Annotated in this window: 20 protein-coding genes; 11 read left to right on the top strand and 9 right to left on the bottom strand. The window is 64.7% G+C overall.

All coding sequences use genetic code 11. From position 1 onward, the window contains the following. Window positions 1-162 precede the first annotated feature (162 nt). The 5 genes from OC446_RS13455 to OC446_RS13475 all read left to right on the top strand — a co-directional run bounded on the left by OC446_RS13455 (window position 163) and on the right by OC446_RS13475 (window position 3,656). On the top strand, window positions 163-546 hold the full coding sequence (locus tag OC446_RS13455) for a phospholipase A2 family protein (protein WP_262029537.1): 384 nt from the start codon (window positions 163-165) through the stop codon (window positions 544-546). Window positions 547-656: 110 nt separating this feature from the next. Beyond that, window positions 657-1,871, top strand: a complete 1,215-nt coding sequence (locus OC446_RS13460) for an NADP-dependent isocitrate dehydrogenase (RefSeq protein WP_262029538.1) — start codon at window positions 657-659, stop codon at window positions 1,869-1,871. A gap of 500 nt (window positions 1,872-2,371) precedes the next feature. After that, a complete protein-coding gene (locus OC446_RS13465; RefSeq protein WP_262029539.1) occupies window positions 2,372-2,791 on the top strand; it encodes a hypothetical protein in 420 nt (139 codons plus the stop codon). Between the two features lie 35 nt (window positions 2,792-2,826). Next, window positions 2,827-3,171: a hypothetical protein gene (locus tag OC446_RS13470; RefSeq protein ID WP_262029540.1), complete on the top strand. Its 345-nt coding sequence runs from the start codon at window positions 2,827-2,829 to the stop codon at window positions 3,169-3,171. 23 nt (window positions 3,172-3,194) lie between these two features. Continuing rightward, window positions 3,195-3,656: a GFA family protein gene (locus OC446_RS13475; RefSeq protein WP_262029541.1), complete on the top strand. Its 462-nt coding sequence runs from the start codon at window positions 3,195-3,197 to the stop codon at window positions 3,654-3,656. 17 nt (window positions 3,657-3,673) lie between these two features. Here OC446_RS13475 and OC446_RS13480 read toward each other — a convergent pair whose 3' ends face one another. Both OC446_RS13480 and alaS read right to left on the bottom strand, forming a co-directional pair. Next, the gene (locus OC446_RS13480; RefSeq protein WP_262029542.1) at window positions 3,674-4,840 is read right to left on the bottom strand and encodes a cyclic nucleotide-gated ion channel; all 1,167 of its coding nucleotides are present in this window, start codon (window positions 4,838-4,840) and stop codon (window positions 3,674-3,676) included. A gap of 11 nt (window positions 4,841-4,851) precedes the next feature. Beyond that, window positions 4,852-7,506, bottom strand: a complete 2,655-nt coding sequence (gene alaS / locus OC446_RS13485; protein WP_262029543.1) for an alanine--tRNA ligase — start codon at window positions 7,504-7,506, stop codon at window positions 4,852-4,854. Between the two features lie 199 nt (window positions 7,507-7,705). Between alaS and OC446_RS13490 the strand changes: the two genes are divergently transcribed. Continuing rightward, on the top strand, window positions 7,706-8,155 hold the full coding sequence (locus OC446_RS13490; protein WP_262029544.1) for a DUF2231 domain-containing protein: 450 nt from the start codon (window positions 7,706-7,708) through the stop codon (window positions 8,153-8,155). Continuing rightward, window positions 8,152-9,477, top strand: a complete 1,326-nt coding sequence (locus OC446_RS13495) for a PQQ-dependent sugar dehydrogenase (protein WP_262029545.1) — start codon at window positions 8,152-8,154, stop codon at window positions 9,475-9,477. Before OC446_RS13490 ends, OC446_RS13495 begins: the two co-directional genes overlap by 4 nt. A 123-nt stretch (window positions 9,478-9,600) precedes the next feature. Here the strand turns inward: OC446_RS13495 and recA are convergent, their stop codons facing one another. Next, window positions 9,601-10,695, bottom strand: a complete 1,095-nt coding sequence (gene recA, locus OC446_RS13500) for a recombinase RecA (RefSeq protein WP_315986504.1) — start codon at window positions 10,693-10,695, stop codon at window positions 9,601-9,603. Between the two features lie 206 nt (window positions 10,696-10,901). On the opposite strand from recA, the gene OC446_RS13505 reads away from it, so the two are divergent. After that, the gene (locus OC446_RS13505; RefSeq protein WP_262029547.1) at window positions 10,902-13,910 is read left to right on the top strand and encodes a cadherin domain-containing protein; all 3,009 of its coding nucleotides are present in this window, start codon (window positions 10,902-10,904) and stop codon (window positions 13,908-13,910) included. Between the two features lie 94 nt (window positions 13,911-14,004). On the opposite strand, the gene cckA is transcribed toward OC446_RS13505, so the two are convergent. Continuing rightward, a complete protein-coding gene (gene cckA / locus OC446_RS13510) occupies window positions 14,005-16,536 on the bottom strand; it encodes a cell cycle histidine kinase CckA (protein ID WP_262029548.1) in 2,532 nt (843 codons plus the stop codon). A 387-nt stretch (window positions 16,537-16,923) separates the two neighbouring features. Here cckA and OC446_RS13515 point away from each other — a divergent pair, with 387 nt between their 5' ends. Beyond that, a complete protein-coding gene (locus tag OC446_RS13515; protein WP_262029549.1) occupies window positions 16,924-18,147 on the top strand; it encodes a hypothetical protein in 1,224 nt (407 codons plus the stop codon). A gap of 68 nt (window positions 18,148-18,215) precedes the next feature. Here the strand turns inward: OC446_RS13515 and dksA are convergent, their stop codons facing one another. The 4 genes from dksA to OC446_RS13535 all read right to left on the bottom strand — a co-directional run bounded on the left by dksA (window position 18,216) and on the right by OC446_RS13535 (window position 22,379). Continuing rightward, window positions 18,216-18,635 carry an RNA polymerase-binding protein DksA gene (gene dksA / locus OC446_RS13520; protein WP_009489488.1) on the bottom strand — a complete coding sequence of 140 codons (420 nt, stop codon included), beginning with the start codon at window positions 18,633-18,635 and terminating at the stop codon, window positions 18,216-18,218. Between the two features lie 175 nt (window positions 18,636-18,810). Further along, complete coding sequence (locus OC446_RS13525; RefSeq protein ID WP_262029550.1) at window positions 18,811-19,797, bottom strand: YcjF family protein; 987 nt, start codon at window positions 19,795-19,797, stop codon at window positions 18,811-18,813. Further along, window positions 19,794-21,242: a YcjX family protein gene (locus OC446_RS13530; protein ID WP_262029551.1), complete on the bottom strand. Its 1,449-nt coding sequence runs from the start codon at window positions 21,240-21,242 to the stop codon at window positions 19,794-19,796. Before OC446_RS13530 ends, OC446_RS13525 begins: the two co-directional genes overlap by 4 nt. Window positions 21,243-21,311: 69 nt before the next feature. Continuing rightward, window positions 21,312-22,379, bottom strand: coding sequence for a hypothetical protein (locus OC446_RS13535; RefSeq protein ID WP_262029552.1), 1,068 nt, complete (start codon window positions 22,377-22,379; stop codon window positions 21,312-21,314). 268 nt (window positions 22,380-22,647) lie between these two features. Between OC446_RS13535 and OC446_RS13540 the strand changes: the two genes are divergently transcribed. Further along, window positions 22,648-24,150: an MDR family MFS transporter gene (locus OC446_RS13540; protein ID WP_262029553.1), complete on the top strand. Its 1,503-nt coding sequence runs from the start codon at window positions 22,648-22,650 to the stop codon at window positions 24,148-24,150. A gap of 9 nt (window positions 24,151-24,159) precedes the next feature. On the opposite strand, the gene OC446_RS13545 is transcribed toward OC446_RS13540, so the two are convergent. Next, window positions 24,160-24,408, bottom strand: a complete 249-nt coding sequence (locus OC446_RS13545; protein WP_262029554.1) for a hypothetical protein — start codon at window positions 24,406-24,408, stop codon at window positions 24,160-24,162. Window positions 24,409-24,610: 202 nt separating this feature from the next. Between OC446_RS13545 and OC446_RS13550 the strand changes: the two genes are divergently transcribed. Then, the coding region (locus tag OC446_RS13550) for a helicase HerA domain-containing protein (protein WP_262029555.1) at window positions 24,611-26,098 on the top strand (1,488 nt) is incomplete at its 3' end.

Raw genomic sequence — 26,098 nt, forward strand, 5'->3', positions numbered from 1 at the left:
CCGGAGGCATCTGAACTACGGACAGGCTTGGCTTTCCGTGCGGCAGCACACGCGGCGTGGCAAGTTTTCTCAACATGGGAACCGACACGCACCAAATTCTCTTATTTCCTGTCGTTCGGACGTCACAACATCACGACGAACCGCGGCTGTCTGGAGTACCGAGTGCCCTTGTTGCGCTCCCTTTCGGCGAGTTTCTGCCTGATTCCCTTCCTCTTGAGCCCTGCGCTTGCGGGCCCCGCGGCTGTCCCGGTCAGACCGGCAGCGCCGCTGTTCCACGGCAACTGGTGCGGCGCGGGCGATGCGAACCGGGCCGCTCCCATCGATGCCCTGGACGCCGCCTGCCGGGCTCACGATCTCTGCTACGAGAAGCTCGGGCGCAGCGCCTGCGAATGCGACCGGGCCATCCTCAGGGCAACGGCTTCCCTCGTCAGAAGTCCGAAAGTCGCCGAGACGATCCGGAGCAAGGCGGCGACCGTGAATTCGCTGTTCAGCGCGGCCCTGTGCACCGAGACCCCGAAATTGCGCTCGCAGGCGGGAAAGCGCTGAATTCCTAACCCGCCCCCACCTTCCCCCCCGGCTCTAACCGCGCTATAGCCCCCGCAACCATCCTGCCGCACGGCAGGACCGTTCCAGCCCAAAAAGCGCAAGGTGAGATCATGGCGAAGATCAAGGTTGCCAATCCGGTCGTCGAACTCGACGGCGACGAGATGACCCGCATTATCTGGCACTTCATCAAAGAGAAGCTGATCCACCCCTATCTCGACATCGACCTGAAGTACTACGACCTGGGCGTCGAGCACCGCGACGCCACCAACGACAAGGTCACCGTCGAGGCCGCCGAGGCGATCAAGAAGTACGGCGTCGGCGTGAAATGCGCCACCATCACGCCGGACGAGGCCCGCGTGAAGGAGTTCAATCTCAAGGAAATGTGGAAGTCGCCCAACGGCACGATCCGCAACATCTTGGGCGGCGTGATCTTCCGCGAGCCCATCATCTGCAAGAACGTTCCGCGCCTCGTGCCCGGCTGGACCCAGCCGATCATCGTCGGCCGTCACGCCTTCGGCGACCAGTACCGCGCCACGGATTTCAAGGTGCCCGGCAAGGGCCGCATGACGATCAAGTTCGAGGGCGAGGACGGCACGGTCATCGAGAAGGAAGTGTTCAAGTTCCCGGGCGCCGGCGTCGCCATGGCGATGTACAACCTGGATGACTCGATCCGCGAGTTCGCCCGCGCGTCCATGAACTACGGCCTGATGCGCAAGTACCCGGTCTATCTCTCCACGAAGAACACCATCCTCAAGGCCTATGACGGCCGCTTCAAGGATATCTTCGAGGAAGTCTACCAGAACGAGTTCAAGGCGAAGTTCGACGCCGCCGGCATCACCTACGAGCACCGCCTAATCGACGACATGGTGGCCTCGGCCCTCAAGTGGTCGGGCGGCTATGTGTGGGCGTGCAAGAACTACGACGGCGACGTGCAGTCCGACACGGTCGCGCAGGGCTTCGGCTCGCTCGGCCTGATGACCTCCGTGCTGATGACGCCGGACGGCCAGACGGTGGAAGCGGAAGCTGCCCACGGCACCGTGACCCGCCACTACCGCGAGCACCAGAAGGGCAAGGAGACCTCGACGAACTCGATCGCGTCGATCTTCGCCTGGACCCGCGGCCTCGCGCATCGCGCCAAGCTCGACGACAACGCCGATCTCGCCCGCTTCGCCTCGACTCTCGAGAAGGTTTGCGTGGACACGGTGGAAGCCGGCTTCATGACCAAGGACCTCGCCCTCCTGGTCGGTGCCGAGCAGAAATGGCTCTCCACCACCGGCTTCCTCGACAAAATCGACGAGAACCTCAAGAAGGCGATGGCGGCGTAAAGCCCGTTCGCCCGTCATGGCCGGGCCTTGTCCCGGCCATGACGAATGGAAGACAGCGACCGACCCACAGCCCGGCTTCATGCCGGGCTTTTTTGTTGCACGGGTCGCCGCAGCAAGCTTGACAATGTTGCTACTTTGTTCTGAGAATATATAGATATTTAAGAACTTATGGATAGTTTATGTCCTTATCACCTTCCTCTCACCGCGAATTGCTCGGCGCCCGAAGAGCCCTCTCCATCGCGCAGCTAGAACCCCGGAGCCTGCGCATCGCACTCGCACTCAAGCGCTTCAACCCGAACCAGCCTCGCGTTCCGGCTGGAAGTCCCAACGGTGGACGATGGGTGGGAGAAGGTGGGAGTGGGGACGAAGCCCGTGTCGAGACCGTAAATTGGCCTGCCCGTCGAAGTGGAGGAATCCGCACCGTTCGCGGGCGGACCTACGAAACCTCTCCCACTCAGGAAACACTTCTTGCAGCGACGGAGGCGCGTGCAACGGCGCTCGTGCGCGAAGTGCAGCGCCGCGATCCGAACTGGAAGCCACGGCCTAACCTCTACGAAGGCGTCGAAGGCGAAATCCTGGCCCATCAGGCCACCGCCCTGCAAGCCACCGCGCGCCTGCGGGAATTGAGGGCACAGGAGCCTGTTTGCCGACCGATAGGGGACGCCCCGCCGCTTTCACGCGGAGGCTCGTCGGATGGCATTTACACCATTCCGACATCAGTATTCAGAGAAATGCTGATAACAGTAACACCTGGTTCGCAGATTATTACGTCTCCCGTCGGCTACCGAGGCCAATGGTATCAGCAGCCAGACGGCTCCGTTTTCGGCATTCGATGGAGCGAGCGATATGGCGTAACGCTCGACGTCATCCGGAGCAATAATCCCCTCGTCCCAAATGGATACAAGGTGCATCAGAAATGACCGAAGAGCCGAAGCATTGGTATTATGGGACCCCAATGAGCGAACACATCAAGCGGGTCGCCGACGAACTGCCGATTGATGCCGTGGGCCTGTGGCAGATCGTGCCTGGAGGTCGCCAAGGATTTAAACTCGAAGGCGATGCGCTAATCGATTTCGTGCGCCGCTGCATCGCCGAACTTCTCTCGCGCGGCGCCGTGCCGGTGGTAGGCGGCGGACTTGACGGCGAGCACGAGTGGATCGTGCAGCGGCAATACGGCTCTACCGCCGAAGATATCATTGGCAACGTCGTGCGCGAGTGGCTGGCGAACGGTGCCAAGGACGAGGATCCCGGTGGATTATGGTTTGCCTTGCGGGAGTATGCTTGGACGCCGCCGTCGTAACTTCTTGGAGGAGGAAGAAGATCATGGCAGACTTAAAACCCACGCTGACCGGCGGCTGCCAATGCGGCGCGGTCCGCTACGCGCTATTGTCTGAGCCGACGCATGCCAGCATCTGCCATTGCCGCATGTGCCAGAAGGCTTTCGGCAATTACTTCGCTCCGCTCACCGGCGTTCCGCGCAGCGACCTGGTCTGGACGACGGGGCAGCCCGGCATCTTCAAGAGCTCGGAGGCCGTGGAACGGGGCTTCTGCCGCGACTGCGGCACGCCGCTGACCTTCTCCTATGTGGAGCAGGATCGCATCACCGTGTCGATCGGCAGCCTCGACGAGCCGGGTCGGGTCACGCCGGAGATCCAGTACGGCCTCGAGAGCAAACTCCGCGCGTTTGAGATGCTGCACACCCTGCCCGGCGAGCGGACCGAGGATTATGCGAGCCCGGAGGATTTGAAGAAAATGGCCTCACGCCAGCATCCCGACCACGATTGAGACCGCCGAGGGCTTTGCTACGAGATCTTCTTCGCTCCACGAGCTTGAGCCACCTTGTGGAGGTGCGCCGCGATGGACGGGTTCGCCTCCAGGAGCTCATGAAGGTCGTCGGCATCGAGAACGAGCAGCCGGCAATGGGTCGATGCCTTCACGGTGGCGGAGCGGCGCCGTCGCCTGAGAATCGCCATCTCGCCGAAGAAGTCGCCCGGCCCGAGCCTCACATGCTCGCCCGGCAGCACCACCTCCACGTCACCGGAGGCGATCAGGTACATCGAATGGGCCTCGTCGCCCTTGCGGACGATCACCTCCCCCGGCGTGCAGCTGCGGGAGCGGAGGCATTGCATCACCGTGCCGATCTCGTGGGCGTCGAGATCGGCGAAGAGCGGCACGCGGGCCACCATGCTCCAGGTCACCACGAAGTCCCGGCGGTGGATCTCCCGCGAGAAGGCGCTCGCAACGATGCCGACCGGCAGAGCCAGCATGATGAGCCCCATGACGGCGGTCACGGCCGCGATCACCCGCCCGACCGGCGTCACGGGAACCGCGTCGCCGTAGCCCACCGTGGTCAGGGTGACGATGGCCCAGTACATCGCCTCCGGGATCGTGCCGAACTTGTCGGGCTGCACCTCCCGCTCGGCGAGGTTCATGGCCGAGGCGGCGAGGAGCATGGCGCCGATGAGGATGACCCCGCAGGCGACCAGCGCCCGCCGTTCCGCGTAGATGGCTTCGGCGAGGCTCGCGAGACCTGGCGAATAGCGCGCGAGCTTAAAGAAGCGGAACAGCCGCAGCAGCAGGAGGGTGCGCAGGCTCTCGACGTCCCAATAGGCCAGATAGAAGGGCAGGATCGCCAGCAGGTCGACGATGGATTGCGGATGCAGCGCCCATCGCAGGCGCGCCCGCCAGGGACGCATGTGCTGGAACGGCGGGTCCTCCGGCGCACACCAGAGGCGCGCCATGTATTCCACGGTGAAGATGAACCCGCTGACGATCTCAATGGCGAAGAAGAGTGGGCCGTAGCCCTGCCGGATCGACGGGACGCTCTCCAGGACCACGGCCGCGACATTCACGGCGATCAGGAGGATCAGTCCGAAATGAACAGCGCGAACGACGGAGTCGCTCGCGCTGCTGCGTTCGAGGATTTCGTAGATCCTGCGCCGCGCTGGGTGTGAATGAACCCTCGCCACGGCGCCTGGCCTCATGCGGCGTCGGAGAGCGCCGCCTCGATGGCGGCGAGAGCCGCTTCGGCCTGGGTCCCGTCGGGACCGCCGGCCTGGGCCATGTCGCGGCGACCGCCGCCGCCCTTGCCGCCGAGCTTCTCCGAGCCGACCCGCACGAGGGCGACCGCATCGACCTTGCCCGTCAGGTCCTCGGTGACGCCGACGACGATGCCGGCCTTGCCGTCCTCCGCCACGCCCACGATGGCCACGACCCCAGAGCCGAGGCGCTTCTTGCCCTCATCGGCGAGACTCTTGAGGTCCTTCATCTCGACGCCCGTGACCGCGCGGGCCATGAGCTTGATGCCGGCCACGTCCTTGACCGGATCGCCGCCGCCCGCGGCACCACCGCCCATGGCGAGCTTGCGGCGCGCTTCGGCGAGTTCGCGCTCCAGCTTGCGTCGCTCTTCCAGGAGCGCCGACAGGCGGGCCGAGACCTCGTCCACCGGAGTCTTGAGAAGGCTTGCGACCTCGCGCAGCTTGCGGCTCTCATCCGCAAGGTAGCGGCGGGCGCCGTCGCCCGTCATCGCTTCGAGGCGGCGGACACCGGCCGCGACCGCGCCCTCGCCCACAATGGTGATGACGCCGATATCGCCCGTGCGGTTCACGTGCGTTCCGCCGCAGAGTTCGACCGAGAAAGCCCTGTTGGCCTCTCCCTTGCCCATGGAAACGACCCGGACCTCGTCGCCGTATTTCTCGCCGAAGAGTGCGCGGGCGCCGGACTCGATGGCCTCGTCCACGGCCATGAGCTTGGTGACCACCGGCTCGTTCTGGAGGAGCACCTTGTTGGCGATCTCCTCCACTTCCTTCAGCTCGTGATCCTCGATCGGCTTGGGATGGCTGAAGTCGAAGCGCAGGCGGTCGGGGGCCACCAGCGAGCCCTTCTGGGCCACGTGGTCGCCGAGGACCTGCCGCAGCGCCTCGTGCAGGAGATGGGTGGCCGAGTGGTTGGACCGCACGGCCGAGCGGCGCTGATGATCGACGGTCAGCTCCAGGGACTGGTTCAGCTTGAGCGGACCGTGCTCCACGGTGACATGGTGCACGAAGAGATCGCCGAGCTTCTTCTCGGTGCCGGTCACGAAGACCCGCGCGCCCTCGCCCTGCATCACGCCGGTATCGCCGACCTGACCGCCGGATTCGCCGTAGAACGGCGTCTGGTTGAGCACCACGAGGCCGGTCTCGCCGGCTTTCAGCTCCGTCACCTCCTGGCCGTCCTTCAGAAGCGCCAGGACGATGCCCTCAGCCGTTTCGGTGTCGTAGCCCAGGAACTCGGTCGCGCCCGTGCGCTCCTTGACGGAGAACCACACGGTCTCCGTGGCGGCCTCGCCCGATCCGGACCAGGCGGCGCGCGCCATCTCGCGCTGCCGCTGCATCGCGGCGTCGAAGGCTTCCGTGTCGACGCCGATGCCGCGCGGCTTCAGGGCGTCCTGCGTGAGATCGAGCGGGAAGCCGTAAGTGTCGTACAACGTGAAGGCTGTCTCGCCGGAAAGGTTCTCACCCTTGGTGAGCGAACGGCTTTCCTCGTCGAGGATGGAGAGGCCGCGCTCCAGGGTCTTGCGGAAGCGGGTTTCCTCCAGCTTCAGAGTCTCGGTGATCAGCGACTCGGCGCGGATCAGCTCAGGGTACGCCTGTCCCATCTCGCGCACGAGAACCGGCACGAGGCGGTACATCAGCGGGTCGCGCGCGCCGAGCAGCTGGGCGTGGCGCATGGCGCGGCGCATGATGCGGCGGAGCACGTAGCCGCGGCCCTCGTTCGACGGCAGCACGCCGTCGGCCACGAGGAAGCAGGAGGTGCGCAGGTGGTCGGCGATCACCCGATGCGAGGCCTTACGCTCACCCTCCGGGGCCACTCCGGTGGCATGGGCCACGGCCTCGATCAGCGTGCGGAACAGGTCCGTGTCGTAGTTCGAGGTCACGCCCTGCATGATCGCCGAGATGCGCTCGAGCCCCATGCCGGTGTCGATGGAGGGCTTGGGCAGGCCGATGCGGTTGCCGGGCTCGATCTGCTCGTACTGCATGAACACGAGGTTCCAGAACTCGAGGAAGCGGTCGCCGTCCTCCTCCGGGCTGCCGGGAGGGCCGCCCCAGAGCTTGTCGCCCTGGTCGATGAAGATTTCCGAGCACGGGCCGCAGGGGCCGGTATCGCCCATCTGCCAGAAATTGTCCGAGGTCGGGATGCGGATGATCTTGGAATCCGAGAACCCGGCAATCTTCTTCCACAGGTTCGCCGCCTCGTCGTCATCGTGGTAGACGGTGACCAGGAGCTTGTCCTTGGGCAGGTCGAATTCCTTGGTGATCAGCCCCCAGGCGAGCTCGATGGCCCGCTCCTTGAAGTAATCCCCGAAGGAGAAGTTGCCGAGCATCTCGAAGAAGGTGTGGTGGCGCGCCGTATAGCCCACATTGTCGAGATCGTTGTGCTTGCCGCCCGCGCGAACGCATTTCTGCGCTGTCGCAGCCGTGCTGTAGGGGCGCTTCTCGGCTCCCGTGAAGACGTTCTTGAACTGCACCATGCCGGCATTCGTGAACATCAGGGTCGGGTCGTTGCGCGGCACGAGGGGGCTCGAGGCCACGACCTCATGGCCGTTCTTGGCGAAGTAATCGAGGAAGGCCGACCGGATTTCGTTGACGCCGCTCATGGAACTCTTAGCTCGGAGTAATGGGCTCGTTCGCCCGTCATGCTCATGTTTCGGCCGTTTCTAGACGTCCCGGCTTTCCCTGTCGAGGTGGCGCTTCGTCCAAAGTGCGACCTTGAGGCCGGGATCGTAAGGGCGAGATCCGGGAACCTTCGTCCCCGGCCGCCGTCAACTTCGGACCATAGACCGAGGACAGGCCGCCATGAGTGAACGTAACCCTGCGTCAAAGGCCAGTATCGCGGGCCACCCGATCCATCCGATGCTGGTGCCCTTCCCCATCGTCTGCTTCACCGGCGCCCTCGTGACGGACATCGCCTATTGGCGGACCGCCGATATCATGTGGTCGAACTTCTCCGCCTGGCTCCTGACCGTCGGCCTGATCATGGGAGGCCTCGCGGCCCTGGCGGGGCTGATCGACTTCCTGAGCAGCCGCTCGATTCGGGCCCAGACGCCCGCATGGCCGCACATGCTCGGCAACCTGCTCGTCCTGGGCCTGTCCCTCGTCAACGCCTTCGTCCACAGCCGCGACGCCTGGACCTCGGTCGTCCCGACCGGTCTCGTCCTCTCCGCCGTCGTCGTGCTCCTCATGCTCGTGACGGGCTGGCTGGGCTGGTCGATGGTCTATCGCCACCGGGTGGGAGTCCTGTCATGACGGCACGATCGCGCACCGCTCCCGCCTGGACTGCCCTCCTGAGCGTTTCCATGCTGGCCCTCGCCGGCTGCCAGGACGAGGGGACCTTCGACCCGCAGAGCCAGATCGGCGCCAACCCGGTCCTGCCCGAGCCGAAGCAATATTTCGTGCCGCCCATGCACCTGGCGAAGCCCATAGGCTGGGGCGCGAACGAAACCCCGAAGGTCGCCGCCGGCCTGAAGATCCAGGCCATGGCCCGGGACCTGGCCAATCCCCGCGTCGTCTATCCCCTGCCCAACGGCGACGTGCTGGTGGTGGAATCCGGCGGTCCGGGCACCGAGCCGACCCAGCGCCCCAAGGACCTCATCATGGGCTGGATCATGTCCTACGCCCATGGTGACACGAAAGCCGGCAACCGCATCACTCTCCTGCGTGATGCCGACGGCGACGGCGTGCCCGAGATGAAGACCGTCTTCATCGACCACCTCAACTCGCCCTATGGCGTCGTTCTGGTCGGCAACGATCTCTACGTCGCCAACACCGACGCGATTCTGCGCTACCGCTACACGGACGGTCAGACGCAGATCACGGAACCGGGGACCAAGCTCACCGACCTCCCCGGCGGGCCCATCAACCACCATTGGACGAAAGCCCTCACGGCCAGCCCCGACGGGTCGCTGCTCTACGTGGGCGTCGGGTCCAACAGCAACATCACCGAGAACGGTATGGAAGCGGAGAAGGACCGCGCCGCCGTGTGGGAGGTGGACCGGGCATCGGGCCGGTCGCGGGTCTTCGCCGGGGGCATCCGCAACCCGACGAGCCTGGCCTTCGAGCCGCAGACCAAGGTGCTCTGGGCGGTCGCCAACGAGCGCGACGAACTCGGGCCCAACCTCGTGCCGGACTACCTCACGTCCGTTAACGAAGGCGCCTTCTACGGCTGGCCCTACAGCTATTTCGGCCAGCATGTCGACCCGCGCGTCATGCCGCAGCGGCCGGACCTCGTCGCCAGCGCCATCGTGCCGGATTACGCGCTGAGCTCGCATGTCGCTCCGTTGGGCCTGGCGTTCTATACGGGCACCAGCCTGCCTGACGCCTATCGCGGCGGAGCCTTCATCGGAGAGCATGGCAGCTGGGACCGCGACCATTTCAACGGTTACAAGGTCGTTTACGTGCCCTTCCAGAACGGCAAGCCCAGCGGCAAGGCGCAGGACGTGGTGACGGGATTTCTCGCCGGCGAAGACAGCGTCCACGGCCGCCCCGTGGGCGTCGCCGTGGACAGGACCGGAGCCCTGCTGGTCGCAGACGATCTCGGCAACACCGTCTGGCGGGTGACGACGCAGTAAGCCCGAAGGCCTTCACATGAAAAGACCGCCGCGATCTCTCGCGACGGCCTCTCTTTGCCCTTGAAGGAGAGCAAAACCTCTGTCGTGCGTGGCCTTATCGGATCACCGGATCCGGGCCCCGCCTTACTCAGCGGAACCTTCGTCCAGATCATCGGCGGTCGGGGTCGCCTGCTCCAGGATGCGGTCGGCGAGCAGGCCGGCATTCTGGCGGATGAGCGCCTCGATCTTGCCGGCAACCTCAGGGTTGTCGCGCAGGAACTGCTTGGCGTTCTCGCGGCCCTGGCCCAGGCGCTGGCTGTCGTAGGAGAACCAGGCGCCGGACTTGTCGACGATGCCGGCCTTGACGCCAAGATCGATGAGCTCGCCCACCTTGGACACGCCCTCGCCGAACATGATGTCGAACTCGACCTGCTTGAAGGGCGGAGCGACCTTGTTCTTGACGACCTTCACGCGCACCGAGTTACCGATCGGATCGTCGCGATCCTTCAGCGTCGAGACGCGACGGATGTCGAGGCGCACGGACGCGTAGAACTTCAGGGCGTTGCCGCCCGTCGTCGTCTCCGGCGAGCCGTACATGACGCCGATCTTCATGCGGATCTGGTTGATGAAGATCACCATTGTGTTCGAGCGCGAGATCGAACCGGTGAGCTTGCGCAGGGCCTGGCTCATGAGGCGGGCCTGAAGGCCCGGCTGGACCTCGCCCATCTCGCCGTCGAGCTCGGCCTTCGGGGTCAGCGCCGCCACCGAGTCGATGACGAGCACGTCCACCGCGCCGGAGCGCACCAGGGTGTCGGCGATTTCGAGGGCCTGCTCGCCGGTATCGGGCTGGGAGATCAGGAGATCGTCCAGGTTGACGCCGAGCTTGCGGGCATAAACGGGATCGAGCGCGTGTTCCGCGTCCACGAAGGCGCAGATGCCGCCCTTCTTCTGGGCCTCGGCGATGGTGTGCAGCGCCAGCGTGGTCTTACCCGATGATTCCGGCCCGTAGATCTCGACGATGCGGCCGCGCGGCAGGCCGCCCACGCCGAGCGCGATATCGAGGCCGAGCGAACCCGTCGAGACGGTTTCGATTTCCACCGGCTGCTGGCCCTTACCGAGCCGCATGATCGAGCCCTTACCGAAGGCACGCTCGATCTGAGAGAGCGCCGCGTCGAGAGCTTTCGATTTGTCTTTATCCATTGATGAGCTTTCCACCAGTCTCAGGGAGGACTGTGACATGACCTAACATCCTTATGGCAGGAGGAAGAGTGAATCTCAACGCGGTGTTGAGAGAATATATGTACTCACTTTGTTCCTGTCCGCAAGTTCTTTTTTTGTTCCATTTCTGCCCTCCCTCCTGCCTGTGCAGGAGGATCAGAATTTCGTTTGAAATGAAACAAAGTTACTATAATCTTTAGCTTTTAGAATTCTGAAAGTCGGAATCCATGCCAAAGATCGTTCCTATCGGCGCCGAAGTAAGCGTTACTACCGATCCTAGTCAGGTCCATAAGCATCCGACCATAACGGCTATCCCCTCGAGCCTGAGTGGATCAGGTGGCGGATGGGTCGTTACGTGGCGCGACTCCAACAAAAATGTCTATCAACAAGTTTATTCTTCCACTGGCGCTCCAGTCACTGCCGCGCTTCAAGTCAATGAAACGCCCATCACAGCATCCTCCGATCTTACGGAACCGTTGGTAACGGCTCTACCTTTCAATTCGGATGGAAGCGGCGGCGGATGGGTTGTCGTCTGGAGCGGAAACAGCTCTCAGCCTAATCAAAGCGACGACGAAGGCATTTTTCAGCAGGTCTTCAATGCCGACGGATCCCGCAGAGGGGGTGAAACCCGCGTCAATACAACGACAGATCTACTCCAAGTTGAACCTTCTGTAACACCTCTTCCCCTGAATCCCGATGGAACAGGCGGCGGTTGGATCGTTGTCTGGCGTTCCCAAGTTGACAGTTCCTATCACAGTGTCGTCGTCCTCCAACGATACGCCGCTACGGGCGAGAAATTATTTGAAGAAAGCATTACGAGTGAAACGGACATCGACTACAGGTTCGACCCTTATATTACGGCCTTGCCGTTCAAGCCGGATGGAAGTGGCGGCGGATGGGTTGTCACCTGGGCAGAGAATTCGGCTCCCGGTGGTGGGAGGGGTCTTGTACAACAAGTTTACAATAATGATGGCACCAAGAGGGGCACCCCAATTCAGGTTAACGAGACAACCAATGCCTACCGTAGCGGTGAGGTAACAGCACTTCCTTTCAAAGCCGACGGGAGTGGTGGCGGCTGGGTCGTGACATGGGTGAGCAACAATGGCTCGCTCGATGTTTTTCAACAAGTTTACAATGCGGACGGCACAAGACACGGTGCCGAAGTACGTGTCGCCACGAGTATACAGAATAATCAACAAGACCCGAGCGTAGCTGCGTTCCCTCTTGATGGTCGCGAAATGGCTGGCGGCTGGATCGTTGTATGGGAGGGATATGGAGATCAACCCGGCTCTCCCGATACGTACGGTATTTACCAGCAACTGTTCCGTTCGGACGGAACGAAGCTCGGCTCAGAGACGCTTGTCAACACGACAGTTGATGGTCAGCAAGCCCATCCGAGCGTTACAGTCCTTGTCGGTGGCGATTGGATCGTGACTTGGGACGGTAATGGAGTAGGTGACGATACCGGCATATATATGCGGCGCTTTCACCTCAATTCCGATCCAACCGACATCAGCATCGTCTCCGGGGGATCAGTTGCCGAAAATGCGCAGACTGGATCGCCCGTTGCCACACTCGCAAGCACGGACAGCGACAGCGGCGACACACATATTTATGAAATCGTAGCGAATGCGGGAGGCGATCCTCTACCGGACGGCCATCCCCTATTCGAATTGGGAGGAGGAGCAGACTACAACAAGCTCTTTCTTAGAGCGGCGCTGGACGATCCTCAGGTCGGGCCTCAAGACATATGGATCAAGACCACGGATCAGTTCGGTAACAGCTATATCGAAAAGCTCACAATCACCGTTACCAACGTCAACGAAACGCCAACGGCCATCGACTTCGGCACTGGCGGTGCGCGGGACGCGACAATCGTCAGGACAGCCCGGTCGAACTTTGAGATCGGCACCCTGCGCACCCTCGATCCGGATGGCGACACGACCTTCACCTACCAGATCGTGACGGACGATCAGAGCGACACGCTGGCGGCCGCAAACGGGCCGTTCAAGATCGGCGCGGGCGGCAAGCTCGTGGTCGATAATGCGCAGACGCTCGCCAACCTGACCGGAACGACAGCGACCGTCTGGATCAAGTCGACCGATGCCGGGGGCCTCAGCGTCTGGCAATCCTTCACGATCAACCTTGTCGAGAATGCCGCGCCGACGGCGGTGCGGATTACCTCGGGCGGAACCGTGGCCGAGACGGCTGGGTTGCATGCGGAAGTTGCTACCCTCGCAACGACAGACAGCAACAGCGGTGATCGTCATAGCTATCAGATCGTCGCCAACGCCAATGGCGATCCGTTGACGGGCGGGCATCCCCTGTTCGAGATCGGAACAGGAAATCTGGCTGACAAGATCCTTCTGAAGGCGCCCCTCGACGATGCTCAGGTAGGCACCTATACACTTTGGGTCAAGACAACCGATTCCGGCAATCTCTCCCATGTGAATCAGGTCACCGTGACCGTCACGAATGTGAACGAGGCTCCCCGGAACGTAAGCCTGTCGGCTTCGACGATTGCGGAGAACACCGCCACCGGAACCATCGTCGGGTTCCTTTCGGGAGAAGATCCCGATCAGGGCGATGAGATCAGCTATACGCTTCTGGACAATGCCGGCGGGCGTTTCGTTCTTCAAGGGAACGCCGTGGTCGTGGCCAACGGAGCCGCGCTCGATTTCGAGCAGGCAAGCTCTTACCAAATTCGCGTTCAAGCCAAGGATAAGGGCAATCTGACCATCGAAAAGATCCTGACGGTCACGCTGACGGACGTTGCCAATGAGGTCGCAGGCGGCTCGTCGCTGAACGATACTCTGATCGGTGGCACAGGCATGGATCGCTTCGACGGAAGCGCCGGGGACGACCGCCTCTACGGGCGCGGCGGCAAGGACACCCTCACGGGAGGCACCGGGAAGGACGTGTTCGTTTTCGATACCAAGCCGGGCAAGAAGAATCTCGATACGATACAAGATTTCAAGGCCGGGCAGGACAAACTCTGGCTCGATAATGCAATCTTCAAGAAGCTCGGCTCCGGAACGGAGTCGTCACCGCGCCAGCTCAAAAAAGGCTATTTCACGCTAGGGACAGAAGCGAAAGACAGAAACGATTACCTGATCTATGACAAGAAAAAGGGCATCTTCTATTACGATGCCGATGGATCGGGGGCCGGCGCCAAAGTCGAAATTGCCAACCTCATGAAGAAGACCCTCGCCTATAAGGACATCTTCATCATGTAGAAGCATTGCTGCTGGCATCCGGCGGATTCACTTCTGTCGAAGTGTGTCCGCCAAGCCTCATGCAGAATGCTGCAGAGAACCTTCGTCCAAAGACCTAACGCACCATCGCCTGCTTCACGGTCTCGACCAGCTGGCGGAGACTGAAGGGCTTGGGAAGGAAGTTGAAGTCCTCACCTTCGGGAAGGTTCTTGCGGAAAGCTTCTTCGGCATAGCCGGAGACGAAGATCACCTTCAGGTCGGGATAGAGCTTGCGCAATTCGCGCAAAAGGGTCGGGCCGTCCATCTCCGGCATGACCACGTCGGACACCACGAGGTCGACCGGGGCGCCCCGCTCCTCGATGATCTCCATGGCCTCGATGCCGGACGCGGCCTCCAGCACCGTATAGCCGCGGGCGGAGAGCGCCCGGGCGTTGACGGCCCGGACCGGGTCCTCGTCCTCCACGAGGAGGATGGTGCCCTGCCCAGTCATGTCGGCCGCAGGCTTCTTGGGCGCGTTGGCCTTGGCTTCCTCGGGAGCCTCCTGCACCTCCGGGATGTGGCGCGGCAGGTAGATCCGGAAGGTGGTGCCCTCGCCTGGCTTCGAATCCACGTCGATATAGCCGCCCGACTGCTTGACGATGCCGAAGACGGTGGAGAGGCCGAGGCCTGTGCCCTTGCCGACCTCCTTGGTGGTGAAGAAGGGCTCGAAGATCTTTTCCAGAACCTCCGGCGTCATGCCGGATCCCGTGTCGGACACCTCGACGACCACATAATCGGCCGGCGGCATGGCACTCACGTTCAGCCGGGCGGCCTCCGCGGCCGAGATGTTCGCCGTGCGGATCGCGAGCTTGCCGCCGCCCGGCATCGCGTCGCGCGCATTGACGGCGAGGTTGACCACCACCTGTTCGAACTGGTTCACGTCGGCCTTCACGAACCAGAGGTCGCGGCCATGGCTGAGATCGAGCTCCACCCGCTCGCCGAGCAGGCGCTTGAGCAGCATGGAGAGATCATAGAGCCGGTCGTTGAGATTGAGCACCTCGGGCCGCAGGGTCTGGCGGCGGGAGAAGGCGAGCAGCTGGCGCACCAGGCTCGCGGCCCGGTTCGCGTTCTGCTTGATCTGCATGATGTCCTGGAAGGACGGATCGGTCGGACGATGGTTGGCCAGCAGCAGGTCGCTGTAGCCGATGATGGCCTGCAGCACGTTGTTGAAGTCGTGCGCGACGCCGCCCGCGAGCTGGCCCACCGCGTTCATCTTCTGCGACTGTGCGAGCTGTTCCTCCACCTTGCGGAAATCGGTGGTATCGAGGGCATAGAGGATGGCCGTCTCGCCGTCCGCGCCGGTATCGCCCACGGGCGTCACCCAGATTCGGACGGAGCCGCCGCTGTCGCCCGCCGTCTGGAGCTCCAGGGGCGGGATGTCGCCCCGGTTCTCCGCCGCCGCCTTGAGGGCGGCCTCGATCGGCGCTCGCTCGCGGAAGCTGTCGAGGATGGAGGCCCCGGTGGCTCCGCTCTCGGCCATGCGCGTCAAGGCGCCGAAGAGCTTGGTGAAGGGCGCGTTGGCATGGACGATCCGCCCCGCCCGGTCAGCCGTCGCGATGGCGATGGGCGTGTTGTTGAAGAACCGGGCGAAGCGCACTTCCGCCGCGCGCTGTCCCTCGTCGACCTCTCCTCCGGCCGAGCGGTTGAGAACGAGCGTCCGGGACGGGCCCATGCGCCCATCCTGACCGAAGGCGATCCGGTGGTACAGGCGCACGGGCAGGAACTGGCCGTTGCGGCGGCGCAGGTCGAGATCGAAGGTCTCCGTGCGGACGCTCCCCGGCTCGCCGGCAAACGAAGTCATCAACGACACCACGTCGCGAGGCACGATGTCGGTGAGGTTCAGGCCGCCGGAGCCGACCTGGGCGAGATCGTAGTCGAGCCAGGAGGCCAGGGTCGCGTTGAGATAGATGATCGATCCCTCGGGATCGACCGACAGGAACCCCGCCGGGGCGTGATCGAGATAGTCGATGGCGTGCTGGAGTTCCTGGAAGACGTTCTCCTGACGCTCGCGCTCGTGGGTCACCTCGCTGATGGCCCAGAGCGCCGCCTGCCGTCCGCTGGGGCGCGGCACCGGGCGCACGCGCACGCGATACCAGCCGAACTCCTGAGCGCCGTTCAACGAGGGCGAGAGGCGGATTTCCTCGGAGCCCGTGCGGTGCTCGCGCGCCGCCTGGGCCAGCCGGTAGATCGCCTCGGAGACTTCGGGCGCGCCCAGGAACAGGCGCTCCACGGGCCGCACTTCCCCACCCTGCAAGCCCGCGATGGCGAGGTAGGAATCGTTGGCATAAGTGATGCGCCCGTCATCCTCGATCACCACGAGGCCGTCGCCGGAGGTATCGGCCATGAGCTTGGTGATATCGTTCCGCGTCGTCTGGCCGGCGAACTGAACGACGCCAATCGCCATGGCGAAAAGGAAGAAGACGCCCGCCATGGCGAAGAACGCGAGAAGCCCGAGGATCAGCGGCTGCGTCTGCTCGATGTCCAGAAACCGGAGGCTCAGGGTCGCGCCGACCAGAACGCCGGCCAGCAGCAGCACCCATCCGATATGGCCGGGACGGTCGGAACGGTCGATGGCCGCGCTTCTCGGCGTGTCGCCCTCATAAGCCATAGAGTGTCAACTTCCTCGACGGGCGCGGACGTGCCCCGTAGCACAGGATGCAACGTTGCAACCACCCGCTTGATCTTCGTCGTTCATCTTACGCGCCATTTATTGATCGACCTCTAAGGCGGAGCCGTGAGCCGATGCAAGGCCTCCACAACGCACGAACCTCAATCGCACGACGTTTTCGCCATAGGAAATCCCTATTTTCCTTGATGAAAAGGGGATCAGACCCATTTTGGTCCCATCATCGAGGACCGATCCTCATCCACATGACTGGCGCCGAAGCCCGGGCCCGTTAACCATCTGTTAACCTTGTCGCTGGCTTTGGCGGTCAATGTGGTACAACCAACACGGAAAGGGCCTGCAAAGGCCTGCAAACACTGAGAGTACAACGTGTCATCTCTTTTCGGTATCGAAGCGTCACGGGCGGTCCAATTCGCGATTGCCTTTGCGATCATTCTGATCCTGCTCGTGCTCTTCGGTGTAGTCTTCCGCAAGCTGACCGGCGCCCGCCTGATGATGCCCGGCAGCGATCGTGGCCGCGGCAGCCGCCAACCCCGGCTCGGCATCGTCGATGTCTACGACCTCGACCGGCAGCGCCAACTCCTTCTCCTGCGCCGCGACAATGTCGAACACCTTCTTCTCATCGGCGGTCCCAACGACGTGGTCATCGAGACCAACATCGTCCGCGTTGCGGGAGCCCGCATCCCCGCCCCGTCCAACGATACCGGCATGGAGCGCTTCGAGCCGAGTGTTGATCAGGCGCCCCGCGCCCCGCAGGTCGAATCCGGCGGACGCCCTTCCATCGAGAGCCAACTCGCGGCCCAGCTCGGCGCCTTCGTGCGGCGCCCCTCGGACGAGTCCGACATCGACGAGGAGCTCTCGCCCGTCGCGACGGTGAGCGCCCCGGTCCCGGCCCATCCGGAGCCCGTGCTGAAGCCGGACGCGGTCGCGGTCTCCGCCTCCCCGACCATCCAGGGCCTGCGCGCTGAGGCGCGGTCGCCGTCTTTTCAGAACGCTCCATCGGCTCCGGCGCCGGCCGTGGAGCGTCCTGAGCCGCGCCCGTCCTTCACGCCTCCGCCGTTCCAGTCCCGGGCGACGCCGGTCCCCCCGCCCCCGCCGGTGCAGCCTGAGCCCGTCCGTCAGCCCGAGCCGGCACCCGTCGAGCAGCCGGTCGCAGCGCCACGCCCGGCGTCGGAGGCCGGTCTCCTGTCGGACATGGCCAAGCAGCTCGAAGAAGCCCTGAAGCGCCCCGCGAGCCCTGTCCCGCCACCTCCCATGACCCCGGCGGAACCCGCCGAGGCTCTCCGAGACGAGGAGGAATCACGTGAGCCCGCCCAGCCCGAAGAGGAGCCCGTCGCGGCCTCCGACGAGCGTCTGGACGGAGAGCCTGTCGAAGAGGAACGTGAGGCTGCTCCGCCGGCCAGGCCCGCTCCGGCTCCGGAACCCTTCCGTCCCGCGACGCCTCCCCCGCCCGTGACGGCTCCGCTTCCACCTCAGGCGAAAGAGCCGCCGGCGGCCCAGCAGAAGCCGACGGATCCGTTCTCCGTCGAGGATATAGAGGCGGAATTCGCCCGCCTCCTCGGACGTCCGCTGGACCCGACCAAGAAGGGTTGAGATTTCCTGCCCCATAAAGAAAAAGGGCTCCGCAAGCGGAGCCCTTTCGTATTGGATGACGGAAGGTCTCAGTCGTCCCGGTAGACCCGCTCGTTCCGCTCATGGCGTTCCTGCGCCTCGAGAGAAAGCGTTGCGATGGGGCGCGCTTCCAGGCGCTTGAGGGAGATCGGATCCCCGGTCTCCTCGCAATAGCCATAGGACCCGTCCTCGATCCGCGCGAGGGCGGCGTCGATCTTGGCAATGAGCTTGCGCTGGCGGTCGCGGGCACGAAGCTCGATGGCGCGATCCGTTTCCGAAGAGGCGCGATCCGCGAGGTCAGGATGGTTCTCGTTCTCGCTCTGCAAGGTTGCGAGGGTTTCCTGAGCCTCTTTGAGGATGTCGTGCTTCCAGCGGATCAGCTTGCGCCTGAAATACTCCCTTTGCCGTTCATTCATGAAGGGCTCGTCTTCTGTCGGACGGTAACCCTCATCAATCACGATGTCTGTCATGTTCAGCCGTTCTTCCCCGATGAACCGTGGCGCCCCTATATAGGCAAGCAGGATCGGGGACAACGAGATTAAGCGTCATCGATTTGTCTAAGAGGCCCGGGCACCTCTTTTGCACCATGGAAAGACACGGCCAGAACGATTTGCCGCACCTCTAAAGTATTGTCCCAGGGCGACGTCAGGAGGCGGCGGCCTCGGCCCGGCTGATCAACTCGCCGGCCACGTCGCCGATCTTGGGCATCTCCTCGCGGATGAAGGGCAGCGGCCGGCAGACCGACAGAGCCGCGAGACCGAACCGGGCGGTCATCAGACCGTTCAGGACCCCCTCCCCGAGCTTGGCCGAGATCCTCGCCGCGAGGCCCAGTCCCAGGACCTGCTGCATGAGGCTGTCGCCCACGGCCATGCCTCCCGTGACCGCAAGGTGATTGAAGGCGGCCTTCGCCAACCGCAGGAAGCCGAACAGGCCAGGCCGGCCGCCATAGATGCGCGAGAGCGTCCGCAGGAGCCGCACGGCGGCGAAGATCACGAAGGCCACGTCGACGATGGCCCGCGGGCTCACCGCGGTCACGAGGGAGACCTGCTTCGCCGCGCCCGCGATGGCCCGTTTGGCCTGGGCGTCGAGGGGGGCGAGGAGCTCCCGCTCGGCGATCGCGAGACGGTCGTCCGCATCGATGATCTCGTCGGTCAGGCCACGCAGGCGAGCCCTGCCCTGGGCCGCGGACGCGCGGGCGCCGTAGAGGCTCAGGAGGTCGGATACGATGCCCTTCGCGGCCTTGTGGTCCTTGACCGCGAGGGCATCGATGGCGGCCTCGCGCAGGCTTTCGATCTTCTGCTCGCGCCAGATGCCCGCCACCTCTCGGCCGATGATGGCCAGGAAGGCGAGAAGCGCCAGGACGGCGAGGCCCAGCGCGACCCAGCCGAGCCAGGGCGCGATGGCATAGAGATCGACGATCAGGTTCTCCACAGCGAGCCCGAGCCCCAGCATCAGGAGACCCGACAGGGCGGAGAGCAGGATGCCGAGCCAGGGGGCACGGCGCTTCTCGCCCATGGGCACCACGATGCCGTCGGCGGCCTCGATGGCGTCGAAGGGCTCCTCCGTCACCTGGACGGCGCCGGCCGTGATGTTCGGATCGTCGAGGCGAAAGGCGCGAGGTTGGCGGCTCATGCGAAACGATCCCCCAGCAGGAATTCAAGGGCGCGGTCGAGGCGGATATGGGGCATCTTGGCCATGCGGCCCGCCGCATCGACCGGCAGTTTCGGCGGGCGGAAGCGCGGAAACCGGAAGGAGCCCGGCGGGATCGCCCCCTGGAAGACGGCCTCCGGCGTCTCCGGCAGCTCGCCCGGGAAGATCGCGGCCTCGGCCTCACCATCGAAGATCTCGTCGCCAACCCGCTCGCCCGCCTCGGGAACGCCCGCGACGGCGCGCAGGGTCTCACGACCCTCGCGGATGGTCGTCTCGCGCGTCGCGCGCACGGAGGCGAGCGCCACGGTCCCGACCCTCGCGCCGGCGGCCTCCGTGCGGCGCGAGGCGCGGTTCACAAGAAGGCGCAGGATCGCATCCAGCCGGTCGTGGTCCGTATGGTGGATGTGATCGGCCTTGGTGGCGGCGAAGAGCACCCTATCGGCCCGCGGCGAGAACAGGCGGGACAGGAGCGTGTTGCGCCCGATCCGGAAGGCCATCAACACCTGGTCGAGCGCCTCCTCGAGTTCGGCCAGCGCCACCGGCCCGGCATCGATGGCGGCCAGCACGTCCACGAGCACGATCTGGCGGTCGATGCGCTGGAAATGATCCCGGAAGAAGGGCCGAACCACATGGGTCTTGTAGGCCTCGAAACGCCGCTCCATCAGGGCCGCGAAGCTGCCCGGTACGATCGGCTGCCCCTGGGCCAGATCGAGCGGCGCGAAGGTGAGCGCAGGCGAGCCGGCGAGATCACCCGGCATGAGGAATCGGCCCGGCGGCGTGGTGGCCACGGCCTCGGAATCCGCGCGAAGGACGGTGAGATATTCCTTGAAGGCTTCGCTCGCTCGCGACGCGAGCATCTCGTCGGAAGAGCCTGCGGGTTCGAGGGCTTTCAGCGTTTCGTGCCAACGCCCCGCCGCCGCGATCCGGTCGCGCTTGCGGCTCGCCTCGATGGTCTGCCGGGACCACTCGGCATAGCCGGCATCGAGGAGCGCGAGATCGAGCAGCCATTCGCCCGGGTAATCCACGATGTCGAGGGCAAGCGAGGCCGGCCCCGTCCGCCAGCCGGACCTGCGCTCGTACTCAACGTCCACCCGCAACTCGCTGATGCGGTTGGTGGATTGCGGCCAGCGGCGGCTCTCGGTGAGCGCCGCCATATGCTCCTCATAGGGAAAGCGCGGCACGGCGTCGTCCGGCTGGTGGGCCAGATGCGCCCGCCGGATTCTGCCCTCGGCCGACGCCCGGAAGGCAGGCAGGTTCGTGCCGCGCGTGAGGTGATGCACGAGGGCGGTGGTGAACACGGTCTTGCCGGAGCGGGCGAGACCCGTCACGCCGAGGCGGAGAGAGGGCTGGATCAATTGCCCGGAGACCTCCCAGAGAGATTGCGCGGCGGACCCGGCGCGGGAGGCGAGATCGGTAATGACAGACACCAAGATGAACCCAATTCTCTCAAGCCAAGCTCGTAGGTGGGGCTTGAAGTCCTAACGTGCAAGGCGGCGTCAGCGCTCCACGCTCTGCGGCGGCACCTGGGAGAGGTCCGTCTTTTTCCCGTCGCCCCTCGCCTCTTCCTTCAACCGGGCAGTCGCCCTCTCGATCGCCTCCTCCACCAGATCAGGGCTCGCGCGCAGCGTACCCAGCTCGAAGGACGACATTGCCAGCATCACGTGCGCCAAGTTCGGGAGAGGCCTGCCCTCAGGGGAGAAGAGCTTGAGATCATCGCTGGGACCAAGACCCAGGCCCTCTACCATCCGGGTCGCGTAATTGCGGTGGCGCTGCTCCTCGGATGGGCAGGCGGACGCCACCTGGACCTTCGGAGGTGCCTTTGGGACTGCCGAGGCGGTAGCCGCCGGTTCCTTCGCGGGCTTGCGTCGTGTAACGGCGACAGGCGGTTGGGACGGCTTAGGCCTCTCTCCCATCCCTGCGGCAATGCTCGGCACCCGGTATTGCTGGGTTTTCGGCGCCATCGGAATCACCATGGAAACGCGGCCCGGTTTCCCGCCCGGACCGGCTTTCGCCGTATAGCGTACCGCACCGCCCTTCTTGCGGCGCGATGCCAGATATTGCGCCCGCACGGTCCCGCCGATGCCCTTCACCGCCAGCACCGCGATGTCACCGAGGCTGGTGGCGACGTTGCATTCGGCGGGTGCCCAGCGCCGGACGATGTCGAGGGCGGATTTGCGGTTGAACTCGAGATAGTAGCGCCGCAGCAGGGTGGCGGCGGCATCGGCCCCATGATCGGCCGATACGAAACCCACATGTCCCTCATTGTCAGTGGCAAGCTCGCCGTTCCAGCGGGCGCTCTTGATGCACCAGTAATTGTTGAGCTTTACGCAACGGGTCACGAAGGGCCGTTCGGCCTTGAACAAGGCCACCATGGCCACGACGGGCTTCGGCTCCAGGGCTCCCATGGCCTCGCGGCGCCAGTTGGTCACCTCGCGGGTTTCCGGCTCGTAGCGTGCCTGGACGGCCTGGGCGGTCTGCGACGCGGGATCGCCTGCCTGGCGGACCTCACCCGGCAGCAGGGCGCGCACAGCGAGGGCGAGCACCAGGATCGTCTGTGGCATCATGATGATCAGCCCCCGCTTCGGCCGAAAACGATGGAAAAGCTTTCAGGCAGAACGATGATGGAGCCGCTAGGTTCAGTCTCAAGGGCTCATGGCCTCATTTGCAGGCGATGGCTCGATGGACCCGTCCGCCGTTCCGCACCGGCGAATCCCCAATCAGTCCCGACGATGGAACGAACCTGATCTGAGAGCATATCTGACTTGCAGCAGAAGTCCGGACAGAATGGCCCGTTCTCCTCTAGATGGGTTTTCCCGGGACGCGATGGACACCATGGATCAACCACCGAACGAGAGCGTGCGGGACACCCCGGCACCTGCCTTGAGCCACACCGAAATCCGCACGATCATTCTCGGCGTCATGCTGTCCATGTTCCTGGCGGCTCTCGACCAGACCATCATCGCGACGGCTCTCCCGACCATCGGGCGCGAACTCGGGGACCTGGAGCACCTGCCCTGGATCGTGACGGTCTATCTCCTGACCTCCACGGCCGTGACCCCGCTCTACGGCAAGTTCAGCGATTCCTACGGCCGGCGCGTCACCATGCTGATTGGCATCGTGATCTTCATCATCGGCTCCATCGCGTGCGCGCTCGCGCCCAACATGATCTTTCTCATTCTTGCGCGCGGCCTACAGGGCGTCGGCGGCGGCGGGCTGATCGCGCTGGCGCAAACCATCATCGCCGACATTGTCGCGCCGCGCGAACGAGGACGCTACCAGGTCTATTTCGCCAGCGTGTTCATGACGTCGAGCCTGCTCGGGCCGGTCCTCGGCGGCTTCTTCGCCCAGCATCTGCACTGGTCGGTCATCTTCTGGATCAACCTGCCGCTCGGTTTGCTCGCCCTGACCATTGCGTTCCACTCCCTGAAGAAGCTTCCCCGCTTCGAGCGTCCGCACAAGCTCGACCTGCTCGGCGCGCTGCTCCTCGTGGCCGCGACCGTGGCGCTGCTGCTGGCCCTGAGCTGGGGCGGGCTGCGCTACCCTTGGGCCTCCCTGCCGATCCTCGGGCTCTTCGCCGCTTCCGCAGGGCTCTGGGTGCTCTTCGCCGTCCGCATGCGCCTGGCGCCGGAGCCCCTGATCCCGCCGGGCGTGCTGCACAACCCGGTGGTGCGCATGGCCGTGCTCGCCGCCTGTTTCGGCATGGGCACCTATATCGGCCTCACCATCTATCTGCCGGTCTATTTCGAAACCGTGCGGGGCCTCTCGGCGAGCCTGTCGGGCTTGGCCCTGATCCCGCTCATGGCCGGGACGGTGGTCGGCGCGACGATGTCGGGCCGGAGCATGGCGAAGGTAAAGCACTACAAGCGGCTTCCGACTGTCGGACTCATCGTCGCCATGGCGACCACGGGGGTGCTGGCCCTGTACGGCCAGTCCCTCTCCATCGTGACCGTGGAGATCATCCTGGCCGTCATCAGCATCGGACTCGGCACCGTGCTCCCCGTCACCATGGTGACGACCCAGAACGCGGTCGCTCCGCACCAGATGGGAACCGCCACGGGCACGGCCAATTTCTTCCGCTCCCTCGGCGGCGCTTTCATTGTGGCGATCTTCGGGGCCATCGTGCTCGGCGCCTCGGGCCTGGGCGGGGCGACGAGCTTCGAATCCCTCGGCGCGGTCGCGGCCCAGAGCGGCGTCGATCTGGCCGACGTGTTCAGCTACGTCTTCATGGCCGCCGTCGTCGGGTTCGGGCTGTCGCTGGCGTTCCTTCTCGCCCTCGAAGAGCGCCCCCTGCGTGGTGGCGCGGTCAAGGCCGCCGAAGCCGTGGTCGCCGACTGAGCGCCCTCTTCATCGACGGCGCTGGCGGAACAGCGTCCAGAGGAGCGAGCAGGCGAGAATCAGGAGCAGGAAGGCGCCGACGGTCGTGAAGACCGTCTCGGCGCGCGATGCTCCCGCCGGTGGGAGCATCGGCCCATCGGGATCCTCCTGGATGACGGAGCGCCCCGCCGCCTTGAGGATCATCGGCCCGCCGCCTGCGTCCCCCGAAACGGCCGGGACGGCATGAAAGGCAGGCCTGACAATCGGCGCGACGGGCATCGATCCTCTCCTGCATCGGAGATCGGCGGGTGTCCTCCACGTTAATCGCCTGAGGGCGGCCCGGTTTCGCTCGACCTGCGGCGTCATGGCTGGGGAAAGCACATTTCGCCTGTGGAGGACTCCAGGTTTCCCGGCACTTCCTTAAGCCTTGCCGTGTTAGGACCGTGCCCGACTATTTTCGATTACCGCAAGAGGGAGGCTGATGAAGGTCGGCATCGACATGGGGTTGGCGTCCTCCGCCCCCGGGGGACAATCGGCATTGCTCGACCTGGAAGAGCTTCTGGCGACGCGTCTGCTCGTCCAGGGCAATTCCGGCTCCGGCAAGTCGCATCTCCTGCGCCGCCTTCTCGAGCAGAGCGCCAATCTCGTCCAGCAGGCCATCATCGATCCGGAAGGCGATTTCGTCACCCTGGCCGACAGGTTCGGCCACGTGGTGGTCGATGCCTCCCGCAGCGAGGGCGATCTTCAGCGCATCGCCGCCCGGGTGCGCCAGCACCGGGTCTCCGTGGTCCTGAGCCTGGAAGGGCTCGACGCCGAGGCGCAGATGCGCTGCGCGGCCGCCTTCCTCGGCGGCCTCTTCGATGCGGAGCGCGATTACTGGTATCCCATGCTCGTGGTGGTGGACGAGGCGCAGCTCTTCGCCCCGGCTGCCGCGGGTGATGTCTCCGACGAGGCGCGAAAAGTCTCCCTCGGCGCCATGACCAACCTGATGTGCCGTGGCCGTAAGCGCGGCCTGGCCGGGATCATCGCCACGCAGCGCCTCGCCAAGCTCGCCAAGAACGTGGCGGCGGAGGCCTCAAACTTCCTCATGGGCCGCACCTTCCTCGACATCGACATGGCTCGCGCGGCCGATCTTCTGGGCATGGAGCGCCGTCAGGCCGAGATGTTCCGCGACCTCGAACGCGGCCACTTCGTGGCCCTCGGCCCTGCCCTGTCGCGCCGCCCGCTGCCGATCCGCATCGGCGCGGTCGAGACCTCGACCCGCAGCGGCACCTTCAAGCTCATGCCCTTGCCAGAGCAGCCTAGGCAAGAGGCCCGCGACCTCATCTTCAAGGCGGGCGAGGACGAGATCGCCGCCCGCCCGGTCATGCCGCGTCGCGCGCCCCCGCCGCCTCCGGCCCCGTCCACGAACGATCTCCTGGCCCAGCTCGCCCGCACGAGGCCCGCCGCCGCGCCGGAGCCGCAAGCGGAGGAAACCGATCAGTCCAAGGCCGAGCGCGAGGCCGCACTCGATGCGATCCTGCGCGAGATCCTGGACGATCCGGAAGCCGCCTTCCGCTCCGTGGCCGTCCTGTATCAGGACTTCCTCGTCCGCTGCCGCATCCGCCGCGTCTCCGGCGAGCCGCTCAATCTCAACGCCTTCCGCCGCCGCCTGGCGGTCGCCCGCGCCGGCGTTGATACGGCCACGGCAGAAGGCTCGGAATGGGACCGCGCCGTCGCCTTCGCGGCCGATCTGGCGGAGGACCTCCAGGGCGTGTTCCTGCTCATCGCCCGCGCGGCCATGGAAGGCACGCCCTGCCCGCCCGACGGCGAGATCGCCCGCGCCTGCGGCAGCCGCTCGCCCGGCCGCGCCCGGCGCCTCATCGCCTACATGGAAAGCCGCAACATCGTCGTGACCCGCAACGACCCGCGCGGCCTGCGCATCATCGCGCTCCCCGATCTCGGCTGGGAAACCGGCCCCGGCGACCCG

It is taken from the genome of Microvirga sp. Mcv34 (assembly GCF_024519725.1).
In the GTDB taxonomy this organism is placed as follows: domain Bacteria; phylum Pseudomonadota; class Alphaproteobacteria; order Rhizobiales; family Beijerinckiaceae; genus Microvirga.